This window comes from Phenylobacterium sp., assembly GCF_019636135.1.
GTDB lineage: Bacteria > Pseudomonadota > Alphaproteobacteria > Caulobacterales > Caulobacteraceae > Phenylobacterium.
The window spans coordinates 54,642-71,917 of sequence record NZ_JAHBYD010000028.1; the positions used below are offsets into that span (position 1 = coordinate 54,642).

Sequence of the window (17,276 nt, forward strand, 5' to 3'; positions counted from 1 at the left end):
AAGTCGCGGATCCACAGGAATCCTCTGCGTATCTCCGCGATCTCTGCGGTTTGACCGAGGGCCTTTCGGCCACCCGCATCCATATGCGATGGCCCTCCCCTGAAGGGGAGGGATGGTGGCGCCTACAGCGCCACCGGCGCCGTGCGGCCGCCGCGGACCATCACGCGCTTCATCAGGGCCACCGTGCCGCCCGCGCCGCCGACCGGGCGGGCGATGGTGATGACGTACCAGGCGCCGTCGGCCAGGCCGCCGAAGGCGAACTGGTCGGCGTCGTCGCAGGTGGTGCGCTTCACGTAGGGGCCGGCGTCTCCCGGCGGAGCGCCCGGCGTGCGCGCGCGGACCTCGTCGGCCGGCAGGGCCGCGCGCTCGCCCGAGCCATAGAGGTAGGTCATCCGTCGCGCCGACCAGGGCGTCTCGGGCGTCAGCACCACGGACGAGCCGGCGCAGGTGTAGCGCACGCCCCCGATGCGATAGGTGACGCGGCCCGCGATCAGGTTGCGGCCGGTCCGCTGCGACCAGGCGAAGTCGCCGGCGTCGAACGGCGGGGCCGCGCCCATGACCGGCCGCGGCGGCGGCCCGGCGCCGCCGGGCGGCGGCGGGCCCAGGCTGGGCGTACAGGCGGAGACGAGGGCGGCGAGCCCGACGAGGCCGATCAGGGGGGTACGGGACATGGCGTCACCTTATAGGCGAATGCGCCCAGGCCTTGCCAGCACCGGCTTGACCGGGGCGGCCGGAACCCGCTTAACATCCGAAGCCCGGGGGGCGTTATCGAGGAGGGGCTGATGGCCCATAAGTTCGAAATCTACAAGGACAAGGCCGGCGAGTTCCGGGTCCGGTTCAAATACAATTCCGAGACGATGTTCTCGACCGAGGGCTACAGCTCGAAGGCGAGCGCCCAGAACGCCATCGAGAGCATCAAGAAGAACGGCCCCGGCGCGCCGACCGAAGACAACAGCTAGCCACTGCGCCGGACCTGGGCGGGCGCGAGGACGAATCTCAATCGTCCCCGCGCGGCTTGCCCCGCATGGCCTTGACGCCGCCCCGCCGCGTCTTGCCCTCCAGTCTGCGCAGCTTCGAGGCGTAGGTCGGCCGGGTCTTCTTGCGCGGCGGAGGCGGCGGTTCGGCCGCCCGGCGGACGAGCTCGACCAGCCGCTCCAGCGCCGCCTGCCGGTTCATCTCCTGCGAGCGGCTGCCCTGAGCCACCAGCACCAGAACGCCCTCCTGGGTGAGCCGCGACCCCGCGAGCTTCTCCAGCCGCGCGCGCACGCCCTCGGGCAGGCTGGGCGACCCGCGCACGTCGAAGCGCAGCTCGATGGCCGTCGAGACCTTGTTGACGTGCTGCCCGCCAGGGCCGGAGGCGCGGACGGCGCGCACCTGCGCCTCGTCGTCCTCCAGGGCGATGGCGGGGGTGACCTCGATCGGCATCAGATCAGGTCCTCGGGGATCCAGGCGTGGCGGTGCTCGCGGTAGACGGCCTGGCCGGGCGGCGGGAAGTCGGGGTCGGCGAAGGCGCCGGCGGCCACCGCGATGCGGTCGGGCATGCGCAGCGCCTCCCACCACACCGTCGAGCCGCAGGCCGGGCAGAAGCGGAAGATGAGGTCGAAGCCGCTGTCCGACGGCCGGCGGAACTCGCGCGTCTCGCCGGTCGCGGCGACCGCCTCACGCGGGAAGAAGGCGGCCACGCCGAACGGGCCGCCGGTGCGCCGCTGGCACTCGCGGCAGTGGCACAGCGAGACCTTCAGGGGCTCGCCCTCGCAGGTGACGCGCACCTGCCCGCAGGCGCAGGTCGCGGTCCGCCGGGTCATGCGCATCGGATGCCATGGTTTGCAGGCTCGCGCAGCCTTTGCGATTCGCGGCCGCTCAGGCTATGGAGCCGTCATGCGCGGCTGCTTCGCCATGAACGTACGTCTTGTTCCGACCGCCTCCGGCGGGCCGGTGAGGGATGTCGTGCGCTAGCGAAACAAAGCCGCAGACCAGACCCACACACCAGCCCCGCCGGGATCCGGACGGGGCTTTTTCCTGGCCCCGTCCTCCCGCCACAGGAGACGAGACCGATGGAGCCGCTTTCCGACGTCCTGGTCCGCGCCATGGAGCCCGGCGACCTGCCGGACCTGACGGAGGCGTGGAACCAGCCCAACGCCTACGCCGGCACCCTGCAACTGCCCTTCACCTCGCTCGAAGCGCGGCAGAAGCGGCACGCGTCGACGGGGGCGAACCTGACGCGCCTGGTGGCGGTGATCGACGGCAAGGTGATCGGCGCGCTGGGCCTCGACCGGTACGAGCACGCCCGGCGCAGCCACGCCGCCCAGTTCGGGATCGCGGTGCACGACGCCTACGCCGGCCGTGGCGCGGGCTCGGCCCTGGTCGCCGCGATGATCGAGCTCGCCGACAACTGGCTGCAGGTCCGCCGCATCGAGCTCAACGTCTATGCCGACAACACCCGCGCCATCGCGCTCTACGAACGCTTCGGCTTCGAGCGGGAGGGTCTCTACCGCGCCTACGCGTGGCGGAACGGCCGGTATGTCGACAGCCTGGCCATGGCCAGGCTCCGCCTGTGACGGGTCGCTCCCTTGACCGCCTCTCTCTTGACCATTGCGCAAAAAACCGCTTCACACCCCCGGCTTTGCTGCACCGCCGTTGCGCGGATGCGGCGGTCTTCACGCCCCTAGGAGAACGAACATGCGCGTCTACTACGACCGCGACGCCGACATTTCCCGCATCCTGGACAAGAAGATCGCCATCGTAGGCTATGGCTCCCAGGGCCGCGCGCACGCGCTGAACCTGAAGGACTCCGGCGTGAAGAACGTCGCGGTCGCCCTGAAGCCCGGCTCGGCCACCGCCAAGAAGGTGGAGGCCGACGGCCTGAAGGTGATGAGCGTGGCCGACGCCGCCAAGTGGGCCGACATGCTGATGGTGCTGGCCCCCGACGAGCTGCAGCGCGGCATCTACAACGCCGAGATCGCGCCCAACATCAGGGACGGCGCGGCCCTGCTGTTCGCCCACGGCCTGAACGTCCACTTCAACCTGATCGAGCCGGCCCCCGGCATCGACGTGCTGATGGTGGCGCCCAAGGGCCCCGGCCACACGGTGCGCGGCGAGTACCAGAAGGGCGGCGGCGTGCCGTGCCTGATCGCCATCCACCAGAACCCCACCGGCGGCGCCATGGACCTGGGCCTCGCCTACGCCAGCGCCATCGGCGGCGGCCGTTCGGGCATCATCGAGACCAACTTCCGCGAGGAATGCGAGACCGACCTGTTCGGCGAGCAGGCCGTGCTCTGCGGCGGCCTGGTGGAGCTGATCCGCGCCGGCTTCGAGACCCTGGTCGAGGCGGGCTACGCCCCCGAGATGGCCTACTTCGAGTGCCTGCACGAGGTGAAGCTGATCGTGGACCTGATCTACGAGGGCGGCATCGCCAACATGAACTACTCGATCTCCAACACCGCGGAGTACGGCGAGTACGTCACCGGCCCCCGCATCGTCACCGCCGAGACCAAGGCCGAGATGAAGAGGGTGCTGGACGACATCCAGTCGGGCCGCTTCGTGCGCGACTTCATGGCCGAGAACGCCATCGGCGCCCCCAGCTTCAAGGCCACGCGCCGCCGCGGCGCCGAGCACCAGATCGAGGACGTCGGCCAGCGCTTGCGCGCCATGATGCCCTGGATCACCAAGAACAAGCTGGTTGATACTGCGCGGAACTGAGCGAGCGGCGAAGCCGCCGACTCATCCCCGCGAAGGCGGGGATCCAGCGACGACACGGAACGGCCCGGGGGCGATCCCGGGCCGTCTTCGTTTCGGGCGCGGGCTGACACGCCGGCGTCATCGACTCCGCGCAACCTATGGCTCCGCTGGTCGTTGCAGCCTTGACCAGGAGGGCTTCATGCAGACGTTCCGAACGATGTGCCGTTTCCTGGGCCTCGGCGTGATGGTCGGCCTCGACCTGATCCGGCCCAGCCGCCCGGAATACCGGCTGCCCGCCCGCTGGCTGGCGCGGTAGGCCTCTGCCCTGCTCCTTCCCGGCCTAGGCGGATACCTTCAGGTAGCTGACCATCATGCGCGCCAGTTCGCGGCGCATGGCCGGCCAGGAGAGCGACGGGGCCGGGCTCACGTGGCCCCGCAGGCGGCGCATGATCGCCGAGATCAGGATGAAGACCGCCCAGTCGATGGCGGCGTCCGGGTCGTCGTGGGCGATCTCGGCGCGGTGCGGCGCCAGCGCCGCGGCCAGCGAGTCGCGCAGGCGCCTGACGGTCGCGTTGCCGCGGTCGCGCATGGAGGGGTCGTCGGTCCTGCTCTCGACCATCAGGCCGAAGAGGTCGGCGCCGGGGCCGCCCTTGAGCAGGGTGTCGATGAAGTTCCGCACCACGTCGTCGAGGCTCGTCAGCCGCCCGTCGAGGGCGTCGGCCACCGACTGCTCGGCGCGGGTGAGGAACCGGTCCTTGATGGCGCGCAGCAGGTCCTGCTTGGTCTCGAACCGCCGGTAGATGCCGCCCACGGAGACGCCGGCCTCCAGCGCCACCGCCGGCATGGTCAGCCCCTCGACCCCGTCGCGCCGCAGGATCGTCTCGGCGGCCTCCAGCACCTTCAGCAGGAACCGCTGCGAGCGCGCCTGCTGCGGCGGGATGATGTAGGCGAGCTCGCCAGCGTCGGTCATGCCGTCGAATTGGCAGAACGCGGGAGTCCGCGCCACCCCAATCTTGCAGCGCTGCAACGCTGACGCGACGGCGCCGTTGCCGCCGGCGCGGCGGGGCGACATGGTCGGACGGAGAGCACGGGAGAGGCGCCATGGACATCCTTGCGGTCGAAGACCTGGGCGAGGGGCTGCAACGGGTCACGATGAACCGGCCCGACCGGCTGAACGCGCTGAACCAGCCGATGGCCGAGGCGCTGCTGGCCCACTTCGAGGGGCTGCGGCGCAACCGCGACGTACGCGTGGTGATCCTGCGCGGCGCAGGGCGCGGCTTCAGCGCCGGCGCCGACCTGAAGGCCATGGGCCAACCCGACGCCTTGCAGGACGGCCCGCGCGGCGACTGGGTGCTGCGCGACCTGATGGGCGCCATGCGGTCGTGCCCGCAGCCGCTGATCGCCACGGTGCGCGGCGCGGCGGCCGGCGGCGGCATGGCCATGGCGCTGGCCTGCGACGTGATCGTGGCCAGCGGGAGCGCGGCCTTCTATCCGGCCTTCATCGCCATCGGCCTGTCGGGCACGGAGCTCGGGGTCGCCTGGCGGTTGCAGCGGATGATCGGGCTGTCGAAGGCGCGCGAGACCCTGCTGACCAACCGGCCGATCCGCGCGGCGGACGCCCTGTCGTCCGGCCTGGTGTCGGCGGTGACGTCCGAGGACGACCTCGACGGACATGGGGAGACGATGGCGCGCGAGATGCTGAAGGCCGCGCCCGACGCGCTGCGTGTCAGCAAGCGCTCGTTCGACGCCTCGCTGGAGCAGCCCAGCTTCACCGCCGCTATCGAGGCCGAGGAGCGCAACCAGATGCTGATGATCGTGCGGCGCTCCCTCCCTTGATGGGGAGGGACAGGCCGCGCAGCGGCCAGGGTGAGGGAGTCCAGGCCTGAACGCCGGCGTTTCAGGACAAGCTCAGCCCAACTCACAGCTTCGGACCCCACTCCCTCACCCTGACCGCGCTCGCGCGGTCTGTCCCTCCCCATCAAGGGAGGGAAGGAATCACGTCCACCTCGACCTTCAGGGTCTGGGCGCCGGAGGCGAGGATGACGCCGTCGATGGGGGCGACATCGGCGTAGTCGCGGCCGACGGCCAGGACCAGGTGGTCGTCGCCGGCCAGGATGGCGTTGGTCGGGTCGACGCCGACCCAGCCCAGCGCCTCGCCGCACCAGACCGAGACCCAGGCGTGGGTGGCGTCGGCGCCTTCCAGGCGCGGCCGGCCCGGGGGCGGGATGGTGCGCAGGTAGCCCGAGACGTAGGCCGCCGGGAGGCCGAGGCCTCGCAGGCCGCAGATCATGATCTGGGCGAAGTCCTGGCAGACCCCGTGGCGGGCGGCGAAGGCCTGGGCGACGGGCGTCGAGACCTCGGTCGCGCCGGGGTCGTAGCGGAATTCACGGTTGATGCGCCGGTTGAGCTCGTCGATCGCCGCCAGGATGGGGCGGCCGGGCGGGAAGCTCGCCCGCGCGTACTCGGTGATCCCGGGGACGATCGGCGTGCGCTGCGTCGGGAAGAGATAGGCGGCCGGGCCGTCCGGGCCGAGGTCGGAGGCGGCGAGCGCCGCGCTGCGGACCTGCTCCCACGGCGGGCTCTGCGCGGGATCGCCCGGCGGCGGGACGTGGACGTCGATGCGCGAGTTGGCCTCGATCACCAGGGCCTTGTGCGGCGTGTCCACCGTGACGGTGAGGATGCGCGCGCCGAACGGGCCGGTGCGGTCGAGCTCGGCGGACGGCGCCGGCGTGACGGTGACCTCGCTCTCCAGCACCGTCTGGGTGGGCGACGAGCGCGGCGTGAGCCGCAGCACGCAGCGGGCGAAGCCGACGACGTCGTCGTAGCTGTAGGTGGTCCGGTGGCGCAGCCTGTAGTTCACGCCAGCCCCACCAGCTTGACCGTCGGCACGGCGTTGGCGCCCTGCAGGAAGAAGCGGTCGGCGATGGCGTTGGCGAGGCTGAACAGCGTCTCCTCGTAGCGCTGCACGTTGTCGGCGAAGAGCGCCGAGGCGTCCTCGGTCTCCAGTTCGGCGGCCAGCGGCAGCAGGATGCGCGACGGCGCCTCGGCGATGCCGTCTTCCTGCAGGGTCGGCAGGACCGCGATGTGCTCCTTCAGCGCCTCGACCTGGAAGGCGACCGAGCGGGTGTTGAACGGGTCGAGCATGACGAGGTCGCGGACCGGGTTCAGCGCGAGGCCGATGATGTAGCGCGCGCGGTAGGTGATCTGGCTGTCGTTGAGGTCGAGCAGGAGGTCGAGGTCGTCGATCGAGGCTTCGTCGTGGGCCAGGGTGCGGACGAATTGGCAGGTGTTGGCGCCGCGCTCGATGCGCCGGCCCATGTCGAGGAAGCGCCAGCCCGCGACGCGGTTCATGTTCTCCTGCGCGAGCCCTGAGAGTCCGGCGAGGTGGCGCAGCGCATTCTCCACCTGCTCCAGGGCCTCGGCCTCGTTGTGGATGGAGCCCGCGCCGCCGGCGAGGTCGGCCTCCAGGTCGACCAGCAGGCCCCAGAAGTCGGCGCTGAGCCGCTCGCGCATGCCGGACGCGGTGCGCTTGGCCGAGCGGACGAGGTTGATCACCGAGCCCCAGGCCGAGGCGTCCTGCAGGCTGTTCCTCACCGCGTCGGCCGCCAGTCCGCCGTCGCCCTTCAGCGCGCCCCAGTCGACGAGGATCGCGCGCAGCGCCTCGAAGGTCTGGCCGCGGCCGTGCAGGGCGGACTCCGAATCCATCACGCTGGAGCAGAGGGCGCGGACCATGCGCGCCGTGGCCTCGGTGCGCTCCAGGTAGCGGCCCAGCCAGAACAGGTTGTCGGCGGCGCGGCTGGGCAGGTGGCCCAGGATGCGGCGCACCTTCACGTCCTCGCCGGTCTGGATCAGGGTCATGCGCTCGACGGGCTTGTCGTCGACGATCCAGACGTCGTTGGTGCGCGCGCCCTCGCCCATGAAGACCGCGCGGACGTCGGCGCCGTCGGACGTGCGGCAGAAGCCGCCCGGCATGACGCGCAGGCCCTCGGGCGTGGCGGCGCAGAAGACGCGCAGCACGAAGGGCGTCGGCTCCAGCCGGCCGTTCCGCAGCACCGGCATGGTCGAGAGCTGCGCCACCTCCTGGCCCACGAAGTCGCCGGGGCGGTCGGCGAGGCGCGCGCGCAGCTCGGCCTTCTGCCCGGGCGCGAGGTCGGCGAAGAGGCGGGGGCCGGCGAGCGGGCCGGCGTGGCCCGGGAAGGCCGGGGCGACGGCCATGTGCTCGAGCTCGGCTTCGACCAGCGCCTGCTCGCGCGGCTGGCCGCACCACCAGGTGGCGATGTTGGGCAGCTTCAGCTCCTCGCCCAGCAGCCGCCGGCACAGCGACGCCGAGAAGCCCATCAGGGCGCGGGACTCGACGACGCCGGCGCCGGGCATGTTGAGCACCGTGACCCCGCCGGAACGGATCGCCTCCAGCATGCCGGGCACGCCCAGCCGGGAGGCGGCGTTCAGCTCCAGCGGGTCGAGGAAGTCCGAATCGACGCGCCGCAGGATGACGTCGGCGCGCTTCAGGCCCGCGATGGTGCGCACCCAGACCTTGCCGTCGCGCGCCACCAGGTCGTCGCCCTCGACCAGCAGGAAACCGAGGTAGCGGGCGAGGTGGGCCTGCTCGAAGTAGGTCTGGCTGAACGGGCCCGGGCTGAGCAGGCAGATGCGCGGCTCGTCCCGCTCGGCGGTGGCGGCGAGGCCGCGGCGCAGCGCGTCGAAGAAGGGCGCCAGGCGGTGGACGTTCAGGCTGGTGTAGAGGTTCGGATAGGCGCGGCTGACGACGAGGCGGTTCTCCAGCGCGTAGCCGGCGCCCGAGGGGGCCTGGGCCTTGTCCTCCAGCACCCACCAGCGCCCGTCGGGGCCGCGGCCGAGGTCGGCGGCGTAGACCTGCAGGTAGCGGCCGGCCGGCGGGGCCACGCCGCGCATGGCGCGCAGGAAGTCGGGGCTGCCGGTGACCACGGCGGCGGGAAGGACTCCTTCGCCGACCAGCCGGCCTTCGCCGTAGAGGTCGCGGAGGACGGCCTCCATCAGCTCGGCGCGCTGGATCACCCCGGCGGAGATCTCGTCCCACTCGCCCTGGCTGAGGATCAGCGGCACCGGGTCGAGCGGCCAGCTCCGCTCGGCCTCCTCGCCGTAGATGCGGTACGAGGCGCCCGAGTCGCGGATATGGCGCGCGGCCATGCCGAAGCGGTCGTCGGACGCGGCGCCGGCGATCTCGCGCAGGAAGCCCATCCAGTGCTCGGCGGGCTGGCCGCCCAGGCCCATCAGCTCGTCGGGCGCGCCCGGCAGGGTGCGATAGCCGTCCAGCCAGCGCTTGAGCTGGTCGGCGCCGCGTCGTCTCGCTGCCGTGGAGTTGTCGTCCGCCACCGACTCTCGCCCATCTCCCCGTCCCCGCGGCGACCGTAGCATAGGTTCCGGGGAGTCATGCCGCCTTGGCGCGACGCGCGGCGCCTGCTCAACTGCGCGTGGCGAAGCGGGTTGCGGGGAAGACGATGGCGCGGCTGTTCCTGTCCGTCGACATGGTGGGCTCGACCGAGTTCAAGGCGCGCTTCACGGGCCAGGGCGCCGAGGCGTGGCTGGGCATCTTCAAGGCGTTCTTCACGAGCTTCCCGCTGATGGTCGCGGGCCAGATCGGCCTCGCCTTCCTGGAGGACGACGCGACGCCGGCCATCTCGGTCTGGAAGGTGATGGGCGACGAGGTGGTGTTCGTCTGCGAGCCGGGCAGCGCCGAGGAGCTGACCACGATCCTGACGACGATCCTGAAGACCATGGCGCTCTACGAGGCGCGGCACTTCCAGCAACTGCCGCTCCGGCTCAAGGGCACGGCGTGGCTGGCCGAGTTCGACGACCAGAACATCGAGATCGAGATCCCCGAGCTGTCGAGCGGCTCGGGAGAGCACGTGGACTTCATCGGCCCCGACATCGACCTGGGCTTCCGGATCGCCAAGTTCGCGCGCCCGGGCGTGATGGTGGTCTCGCTGGACGTGCTGGAGGCGGTGCTGGGGGCGAGGAACGCGCAGGAGGCCGTCTTCTACCTGATGGGCCGCGAGGCGCTGAAGGGCGTGATGTTCGGCCGGTCCTATCCGATCGTCTGGATGCTGGAGGCGGACGGCGCGATGCGGTTCCTGCCCTGGGAGGTCGAAGCCGACCCGGTGCTGGCGAGGGCGATGGCGGCCGAGCCCGCCGGCGCGGACGAGCTTGCCGCCGCCATCGAGGACATGCGGTTCTACCTGAAGAAGGTCCACGGCCGCGAACGGCCGCCGGTGAGGTTGGCATGAGCGAACATATGATCCACGTGGCGGCGGCGGACGAGAACGCCGCGGTCCTCGACACCCTGCTGCTGGCCTTCGCCGGCGACCCCTGCCTGCGCTTCGTGCTGGATACGCCCGACAAGCTGCTGCGCGGCTTCCACCGGTTCGCGACCGGGATGGGCGGGGCGGCGGTCGAGCTCGGCACGGCCTGGCTGGCCGACGACGGCGCGGCCGCGGCGCTGTGGCTGCCGCCGGGGGTGACGTCCGACCGTGAGGCGATGCTGGCCGTCGTCGGCGAGATGGCCCGCGAGGAGAAGTTGCCGACGCTCGGCGAGGTCGGCGACCTGATGGCGCAGTACCATCCGGACGAGCCGCACTGGTACCTGGCCATGATCGGGGTCGACCCGGCGCGCCAGGGCCGCGGCTGGGGCTCGGCGATCCTGAAGGAATCGCTGAAGCGCTGCGACGAGGACGGCGTGATCGCCTATCTGGAAAGCTCGAACCCGAAGAACGTGCCGCTCTACGAACGCTTCGGCTTCGAGGTGATGGGCTTCGTCCAGCCCGGCGACTTCCCCGGCCTCTACCCGATGATCCGCCGGCCGCGGTGAAGGTCTCCTCTCCCCCGAGCGCGTAGCGCGAAGAGAGGGAGAGGGCTGGGAGAGGGCGGCGCAGGCGGATCGGCCTGCACGGCGGTTCCGCCCCGAACCGCTCGTCCATAGGGGTCACCGATCGTGCCGGCCCTGGCGCCGAGCCGCCCTCTCCCTGCCCTCTCCCTCTCCGTTCCGCTGCGCTCACGGGGGAGAGGAGTCAGCCCTCGTATCGCACGACCAGGATGGCGACGTCGTCGGCCTGGGGCGCTTCGCCGACGAAGACGCGGACGTCCTCGGCGAGGCCCTGGGCGATGCCGCGGGCGCTGGAGTCGGGCAGCGCCGTGGAGAGCGCCGTCTCGATGCGGGCGATGGTGTAGAGGTCCTCGGCGGCGTTGGTGGCCTCCGAGACGCCGTCGGTGAACAGGATGAGCGCGTCGCCGGGGGCGAGCTGGCAGGACGCGGTCTCGAACTCGGCCTCCTCGAACACGCCCAGCGCGATGCCCCTGGCCTTGGGCAGCCGCGTGATCGCCCCGTCGGCGCGGCGCAGGAAGGGCGGCTCGTGGCCGCCCACGGCATAGTCGACGCGGCCGGTGCGCAGGTCGAGCACGCCCGCGAAGGCGGTGACGAACATCTGGGCGGCGTTGTCGCGGCTCAGCTCGGCGTTCACCCGGGCGATGACCTCGCCGATGGTCATGGCGGTGAGCGCGGTGGCCTTGAACAGTGTCGTCGTCATGGCCATGAACAGCGCCGCCGGCACACCCTTGCCCGAGACGTCGCCGACCACGAAGAACAGCCGGTGCTCGTCGACCAGCACATAGTCGTAGAGGTCGCCGCCCACCTGCTTGGCGGATTCCAGCAGGGCGAAGATGTCGACGTCCGTGCGCGCCGGGAAGGGCGGGAAGCGCCGGGGCAGCATGCCCACCTGGATGTCGCGCGCGGCGGAGAGCTCGCCCTCGACCCGCTCGCGCGCGGCGGTCGCCTGCTCCATATCGATCAGGTAGCGCTGCAGGCGCGCGATCATGGCGGTCATGGCCTCGGCCAGGCTGCCGACCTCGTCCGAGCGGGTCACGCCGATCCGCTGCATGGCGGCGGCCTCGGTCTCGTCGGGCTGGAAGTTCCGCTGGCCCATGTTGCGCGTGAAGAGGGTGAGGCGCGCGAGCGGCTGGACGATGCGGTCGACCAGCAGCCAGCCCAGCGCCATCGAGAGCGCGAACATGCCGGCGCCGATCAGGATGGAGGTCTTCAGCGCCTTCATCGTCTGCTCGCGCACGACGGCGAGGTCGATGTCGGCGCCCGCGACATAGGTGCGGTCGTCGACGCCGCGCACCGGCAGGTAGATCGAGCGGAAGCGGCCGAAGCTGTCGCTGTACTCGTCGAAGCGGCCCTTGCCGTCGGCGAAGCTGGCGTAGAGCCGCCTGGGCGCCGTGTCGTAGAGGGTGAAGAACTTCACCTGCTTGCGGGTCTCGATCTCCTCGCGCGTCGCGCTGGTCGCCACGGTCCGGATCTGATCGCCGAACTTCATGTAGGTGTAGACATAGGCGAGGTCGGCCCCCTCGGCGAAGCGCGAGAGGCGGTACTGCAGCCGGTCGTACTCCTGCCAGGGGATCGAGTCCGGGCCGGTGATCCGGGCGTGGTAGTCGTCGTCGGCCATCTCCTTCACGGCCAGGACGGCCGTGCGCAGGCGCCCGTCGATGCCGTCCAGGATGGCGGCCTTGTCGATCCTGTAGAGGACCGCCGAATAGACCGACGCGCCCACCAGGTTCAGCGCGAACAGCAACAGCAGGAGCTGCGCCTTCAGCCCGAAGCGGTGGCGCCGGCGCTCGACCTCTGCGCTTTCGTCGACCATTCCGCCCAACGCCCGCCCTCTACCCCTCGGGGATAGGAAGCTAGTCTATAAGGAAGCGTTGCTCCCGCGCCAGTTGAGGCGATTCGCGGCCCGGGAGATCAGGCGAGGGGGGCGGACAAGGCTGTGGAGGTGCTGAACCGCCTCTTCCGGGTGGAGCGCGGGGAGTGGGGCAAGCTCCTGCAGTTCGGCCTGTTCGGGCTGATGCTGCAGACGGGGCTCGGTATCGGCTTCGCGGCCGGCGACGCGGCGTTCCTGAGTCACGTCGGGCCGGCGAAGCTGCCGGTGATCTTCCTGCTCACGCCGCCGGTGATGGTCGTCTACACGGCGATCTTCTCGTTCCTGCAGGTGCGCTTCTCGTTCGACCGGGTGGTGGACGTGACGCTGGCGCTGCTGGCGGCGGGCGGGCTCGCCTTCGCCTGGCTGCTGGAGACGGGGCCCAAGGATCAGGTCGCGATCTACTACGCGCTGAAGCTGTACCTCGCGATGTGGTACATCGGGCTCTACACCCTGTTCTGGAACTTCACGGACGCGTTCTTCGACATCCAGGACGCCAAGCGGCTGTTCCCGCTGTTCGCCGCCTTCTGCGCCCTGGGCGTCACCTTCGGGTCGCTGATCGTCTCGGCGCTGGCGGGGGTCGTCTCGCTGCCGGGGTTCCTCGCGGCGTGGGCCGCGATCGCGGGGTTGACGGCGCCGGTGGCCATGCTCGTGCGGCGGCGGTTCGCGCGGATCGCCGACAGCGACACCGACCTCGACGCCGAGAGCCGCGGCGTGGCCCAGCAACTGCTCCTTGTCTTCCGGACGTTCCGGGCCTCGCCCTACGCCCTCATGCTGACCGCGACCCTGTTCGTGACGCTGCTGCTCACCAACCTGATCGAGTTCCAGTACTCGTCGGTGCTCCAGAAGGGGCGCAGCGAAGCCGAGCTCGCGAGCCTGTTCGGCGGGCTCTATGCGGCGACCAGCGGCTTCAACCTGATCGTCTGCCTGTTCGTCTTCAACCGGCTGGTCGGGCGGATGGGGGTGCGCAACGTCGCCCTGATCCTGCCGGCGACCTACTTCGCGGTCTTCGCCTATTTCTTCCTGGCCGGCGGCGAGGTGGCGGCGCTGGCGGCGTTCTTCGCCTACCACGGCGTGCTGACGTCGATCGAGTACAACAACCAGAACCTGCTGTTCAATGCGACGCCGTCGGCGGTGAAGCGGCCGTTCCGGACGGTGGTCGAGGGGCTGGCCGAACCGCTGGCCAGTCTGGTCGCGGGCGGCTTCCTGCTGCTGGTCGCCAAGGCGTTCGACGTGCGCGAGCTGTCGGGCGTGGGCGTATTGCTGGGCGCGGCGCTGATCGGCGTCGTCGTGGCGCTGCGCCACCTCTATCCGGCGGCGATGGAGGCCAACATGCGTCACGGCTGGCTGAACTTCGGCGACCCGGCCGCGCGCACGCCGCGGTTCGACGCCGACGCGGTGGCGCTGCTGGAGGCCAAGACGCGCGAGCCCGACTCCGGCGCGGCGGCGGCGGCGCGGGAGCTGCTGCGCAGCCGGACCGCGACCTCGCAGGCCCCGGCGCAGATCGACCCCGAGATCTCGGCCGCCACCGACGAGTTCGCCGGGAAGCTGGCCGACCCTTCGCCCTCGGTGCGGCGCTATGCGGTGAGTTCGCTGGCCAGCGTGGTGGGCCATGGCGACATCCACCTGGTCGGCCCGCTGGTCGCCAACCTGCCGCGGATGGACCGCGCCAGCCGCGAGACGATCCTGAAGCTGCTGGCCGTCATCGGCGACGTGGAGGCGATCCCGCAGATCCTGCCGGCCGCGGCGCAGCTCAGCCCGCGCGAACTGCGGGCGACCGAGGACCTGCTGGCGGGCCTGGGCGAGGCGGCGATCCCGCGGCTGGCGCAGGCCCTGGGCGCGGACGATCTGCCGTATCGCGCACGGGCGCTGGCGGCGCGGGCGCTCTCGGCGCTGAGCCAGGCGCAGTTCCTGTCGCAGCTCGACCGGCTCGTGCGCGAGGAGCTCGCGGCGACGGGGCGCAGGCTCGAGTCGGCCCAGGCGCTGGAGGCCGGCGCCGGGACGGACGCCGCGGTCCGCCTCCTCGCCCGCGCCTACCGCGAGCGCATCGGGGCGTCGGTCGATTTCGTGCTGGAGCTGCTGGCGCTGGGCGGCCAGTTGCCGGACTTCGACCTGCTGATCGTCTCGCTGCATTCGGCGAACCCGAAGGTGCGCGGCAACGCCATCGAGGCCATCGCCAGTGGCGTCGACCATGCCACCTGGCGGCTGCTGGAGCCGCTGGTGACCCGTCGGGGCGCGGGCCGGGGCGTGGCGGGCGACCTCCTGCACATCTGCGACGAGGCCGTGGCGAGCGGCCGGCTCTTCGAGGCCGCGGCGGCGGCCCAGGCCATGGCGCGCCTGCTGCCGCCCGAAGCGCTGGCGACGCGGCTTCGGCCGGCGCTGGAGCCCGACATGCCGCCCGCCCTGCGACGCGGAGTCTCGATCCTGCTCAGCCTGGAGCCGGCGTCGCCGACGCTGGTGGACCTGGTGCAGGCGCTCGCGACGCGGCCCGAGTTCGCGCCGGCCACGCTGGATGCGCTGACCGCGCTCGCCGAGCGCGCGACGCCCGCGCCGCAGGGGCGGCGGCCCACCGAGCTTTTGCTGGCCGGGGGGTCGTGGTGGCTCGCGCGGGCCGACGTCGACGAGGTGGCGGCGCGCCACCCCGACCTGGCGCTCGCCATGCTGAAGGCGCGCGACGGACGCAGCTATGCGGCCTGACGGGACCCCGATCCAGGCGCTGCTCTGGCGCACCTTCGCGCCGGCCATCGTGATCGTGGCCGTGGCGCTGGGCGCGCTGGTCTACGCGCGCCTCTACGACACCATCCTCGACGGCTTCTCGCGCAGGCTCGAGACCGTGAGCGCGCTCACCGGCGCCCTGATCGACCCGGCCGACCACGACGCCCTGATGGCGCTGGCCAGGCCCGGCGCCGATGCGGCGGCCATCGAGGCGGGCGAGGTCTACCGGCGCAACGTCGAGCCGCTGCGGCGCATCCGGCGCGAGCTGGGGCTGACCTACCTCTACACCCAGGCCATCGGCGGGCCTGAGGACGTGCTCTACGTGCTGGATGCGACCGAGGGCGAGGAGCATTCGGCCATCGGCTCGCCCGACGACCTGCCGGACGACACGCTCGCCGGCCTCAAGGCCACGCAGGCGACGGGGGCGATCTACGCCTCGCCGATCCAGTACCAGGCGCAGTGGGGACTGCTGAAGACGGCCGCCGCGCCCGTGCGCGGGGCCGACGGGCGGATCGCGGCGACGGCGGGCGCCGACGTGAACATCTCGGTGATCCGGGTGGCGACGCAGAACGCGGTGCTGGCGAGCGCGATGATCGGCGTGGCGTCATTGCTGGCGAGCGCGCTGGTGATCCTGGTCATCCTGCGCCGCGTGGCCCAGCCGATCGAGGGGCTGAAGGCCGACGCGCTGCGCATCGCCACCGGCGACCGCGCCCCGCCGGTGGAGCGCCGCGCGCCGCGCGAGGTGGGCCGGCTGCGCGTCGCCCTGGCCGGGCTCGCCGACGAGCTGGTGGCGGCCATGCGCGGCGCCCGCGCCCGGACCCTGGCCGAGGACCGCGCGCACGGCGTCGAGGTGATCCGCCAGGCGCTGGGCGCCGCGGACGGCGACGACAGCGTCGAGGCCCTGCTGTGGGCGCGGGCGCGCCGGGTGCTGGAGCGGCGGATCGCGGAGCGGCCCGAGCTGGCGGCCGACGCCGAGCTGCTGAGGGGGCGGCCATGATCGGCGCCGACGTCGTCCGCACGCTGTTCGCGCTTCGGGGGCTGGAACCGTTCTCGCGCCTGGACGACGCCGAACTGCTGCTGATCGCCGCCCATGCGCGCCTGCGGAGCTATCCGGCGGGCCGCGTCATCCTGCCGGCCGGGCAGGTGGCCGAGGTGCTGGTCGCCCAGCTCTCGGGCGCGGCGCGCGCCGGGGAGGCCGCCGCGCCGCCTGTGTTCGACGCCGCGGGGCTGCTGTTCGGGCTGGCCGCCGCGCGGGACTACGTCGCCGGGCCGGAAGGCCTGGAGGCGCTGGTGATCGCCAAGCCGCACGTCTTCACCATCGCCCGCGAGTGCCCGGAGTTCGTCGTGGGGCTGCGCGACCTGGCCGAGAGGGCCGGCGCATGACCGTGCGGCGCACCTTCCTGCTGCTGGTCGTGCCGCTGTTCCTGGCGCTCGCGGCGGTCAACGGCGCGCTCCTCTACCTGTGGGAGAAGGCCGAGGCGCGGCGCGGGCTGGAGGGCCAGGCGGTCGCCGCCGCGGTCACCACCGCCGCCTTCGCCGCCGGCTCGGACGACCTGGCCATGACGCTGGCCGACCCGCGCCGCGCCGCCGCCCTGGCGCAGGCCGCCGCCAGCATCGAGGGGCTGGAAGGCCTCTACGTCGTGGCCGCCGACGGGACCGAGACGCCCATCGCCGGGCGCGCGCCGGCAGCGACGAAGCACCGGATCGGGATGCCGGCGGCGGCGACGGTGCTGCCGGTGACGATGGCGGCGGACGGGCGGCACATCGCGACCGCCGTCGCGCCGGCCGGGCGGGGCCGCTACGTCATCGCCGAGATCGACGCCGGGCCGCTCTACGACCGGCTTGCGGCGTTGCGGCGCATCATCGTGGGCGTGGTGGCGGGCGCCGGCGCGGTGGGCCTGGTGCTGGCGCTGTGGGTCGCGGGGCGGATCGGCCGCGAACTCGCGGTCAACAGCGCACTGATCGCCTCGGAGGACGCGGCCGGGCAGGCGGCGGGGCTGTCGATCCGCGAGACGCGGGACCTGGCCAACGCCGTGCGGCTGATGCGGACCAGCGTCTCGGGGCGGCTGTCGCGCAGCGCGCGCGAACTGGCGCTGAACGACCGGCGGCGGAACGAGGCCGGCGCGGTGGCGGCCTGGCGCGTCGAGGCCCTGCCGC

The 17,276-nt window shown here is 72.2% G+C and carries 17 protein-coding genes; 10 read left to right on the plus strand and 7 right to left on the minus strand.

Going from position 1 to position 17,276, the window contains the following annotated elements:
• Positions 1–122 precede the first annotated feature (122 nt).
• Positions 123–671, minus strand: coding sequence for a hypothetical protein (locus KF737_RS17835; protein ID WP_296458056.1), 549 nt, complete (start codon positions 669–671; stop codon positions 123–125).
• Between the two features lie 111 nt (positions 672–782).
• On the opposite strand from KF737_RS17835, the gene KF737_RS17840 reads away from it, so the two are divergent.
• Positions 783–959, plus strand: coding sequence for a YegP family protein (locus KF737_RS17840; RefSeq protein WP_296458060.1), 177 nt, complete (start codon positions 783–785; stop codon positions 957–959).
• A gap of 37 nt (positions 960–996) precedes the next feature.
• Here the strand turns inward: KF737_RS17840 and arfB are convergent, their stop codons facing one another.
• Positions 997–1,425 carry an alternative ribosome rescue aminoacyl-tRNA hydrolase ArfB gene (gene arfB / locus KF737_RS17845; protein ID WP_296458062.1) on the minus strand — a complete coding sequence of 143 codons (429 nt, stop codon included), beginning with the start codon at positions 1,423–1,425 and terminating at the stop codon, positions 997–999.
• The gene (locus KF737_RS17850) at positions 1,425–1,805 is read right to left on the minus strand and encodes a GFA family protein (RefSeq protein ID WP_296458064.1); all 381 of its coding nucleotides are present in this window, start codon (positions 1,803–1,805) and stop codon (positions 1,425–1,427) included. The genes arfB and KF737_RS17850 overlap by 1 nt, the downstream gene beginning before the upstream one ends.
• A 249-nt stretch (positions 1,806–2,054) precedes the next feature.
• Between KF737_RS17850 and KF737_RS17855 the strand changes: the two genes are divergently transcribed.
• Both KF737_RS17855 and ilvC read left to right on the plus strand, forming a co-directional pair.
• Entirely contained in the window at positions 2,055–2,558 is a 504-nt protein-coding gene (locus KF737_RS17855) for a GNAT family N-acetyltransferase (RefSeq protein WP_296458067.1), read from the plus strand.
• 121 nt (positions 2,559–2,679) lie between these two features.
• Positions 2,680–3,699 carry a ketol-acid reductoisomerase gene (gene ilvC / locus KF737_RS17860; RefSeq protein ID WP_296458069.1) on the plus strand — a complete coding sequence of 340 codons (1,020 nt, stop codon included), beginning with the start codon at positions 2,680–2,682 and terminating at the stop codon, positions 3,697–3,699.
• A 319-nt stretch (positions 3,700–4,018) separates the two neighbouring features.
• On the opposite strand, the gene KF737_RS17865 is transcribed toward ilvC, so the two are convergent.
• Positions 4,019–4,648, minus strand: a complete 630-nt coding sequence (locus KF737_RS17865) for a TetR/AcrR family transcriptional regulator (protein ID WP_296458070.1) — start codon at positions 4,646–4,648, stop codon at positions 4,019–4,021.
• A gap of 131 nt (positions 4,649–4,779) precedes the next feature.
• Between KF737_RS17865 and KF737_RS17870 the strand changes: the two genes are divergently transcribed.
• Positions 4,780–5,514: an enoyl-CoA hydratase/isomerase family protein gene (locus tag KF737_RS17870; RefSeq protein WP_296458073.1), complete on the plus strand. Its 735-nt coding sequence runs from the start codon at positions 4,780–4,782 to the stop codon at positions 5,512–5,514.
• Between the two features lie 142 nt (positions 5,515–5,656).
• Here the strand turns inward: KF737_RS17870 and KF737_RS17875 are convergent, their stop codons facing one another.
• Together KF737_RS17875 and KF737_RS17880 are read right to left on the minus strand one after the other, a co-directional pair.
• Positions 5,657–6,538 (minus strand): transglutaminase family protein, encoded by an 882-nt coding sequence (locus tag KF737_RS17875; protein ID WP_296458078.1) that lies wholly within the window; start codon positions 6,536–6,538, stop codon positions 5,657–5,659.
• A complete protein-coding gene (locus KF737_RS17880; protein WP_296458083.1) occupies positions 6,535–9,030 on the minus strand; it encodes a circularly permuted type 2 ATP-grasp protein in 2,496 nt (831 codons plus the stop codon). Before KF737_RS17880 ends, KF737_RS17875 begins: the two co-directional genes overlap by 4 nt.
• A 98-nt stretch (positions 9,031–9,128) precedes the next feature.
• On the opposite strand from KF737_RS17880, the gene KF737_RS17885 reads away from it, so the two are divergent.
• Entirely contained in the window at positions 9,129–9,941 is an 813-nt protein-coding gene (locus KF737_RS17885) for a hypothetical protein (protein ID WP_296458086.1), read from the plus strand.
• Positions 9,938–10,522 carry an N-acetyltransferase gene (locus KF737_RS17890; protein WP_296458089.1) on the plus strand — a complete coding sequence of 195 codons (585 nt, stop codon included), beginning with the start codon at positions 9,938–9,940 and terminating at the stop codon, positions 10,520–10,522. Before KF737_RS17885 ends, KF737_RS17890 begins: the two co-directional genes overlap by 4 nt.
• 199 nt (positions 10,523–10,721) lie before the next feature.
• Here KF737_RS17890 and KF737_RS17895 read toward each other — a convergent pair whose 3' ends face one another.
• A complete protein-coding gene (locus tag KF737_RS17895; RefSeq protein WP_296458092.1) occupies positions 10,722–12,350 on the minus strand; it encodes a SpoIIE family protein phosphatase in 1,629 nt (542 codons plus the stop codon).
• A gap of 129 nt (positions 12,351–12,479) precedes the next feature.
• Here KF737_RS17895 and KF737_RS17900 point away from each other — a divergent pair, with 129 nt between their 5' ends.
• The 4 genes from KF737_RS17900 to KF737_RS17915 form a co-directional block, all read left to right on the plus strand.
• Entirely contained in the window at positions 12,480–15,101 is a 2,622-nt protein-coding gene (locus KF737_RS17900) for an Npt1/Npt2 family nucleotide transporter (protein WP_296458094.1), read from the plus strand.
• The gene (locus KF737_RS17905) at positions 15,091–16,116 is read left to right on the plus strand and encodes a hypothetical protein (protein WP_296458097.1); all 1,026 of its coding nucleotides are present in this window, start codon (positions 15,091–15,093) and stop codon (positions 16,114–16,116) included. The genes KF737_RS17900 and KF737_RS17905 overlap by 11 nt, the downstream gene beginning before the upstream one ends.
• Positions 16,113–16,502, plus strand: coding sequence for a hypothetical protein (locus KF737_RS17910; protein WP_296458100.1), 390 nt, complete (start codon positions 16,113–16,115; stop codon positions 16,500–16,502). The genes KF737_RS17905 and KF737_RS17910 overlap by 4 nt, the downstream gene beginning before the upstream one ends.
• On the plus strand, positions 16,499–17,276 hold a 778-nt coding region (locus tag KF737_RS17915; protein WP_296458103.1), incomplete at its 3' end, for a hypothetical protein. The genes KF737_RS17910 and KF737_RS17915, both read left to right, overlap by 4 nt.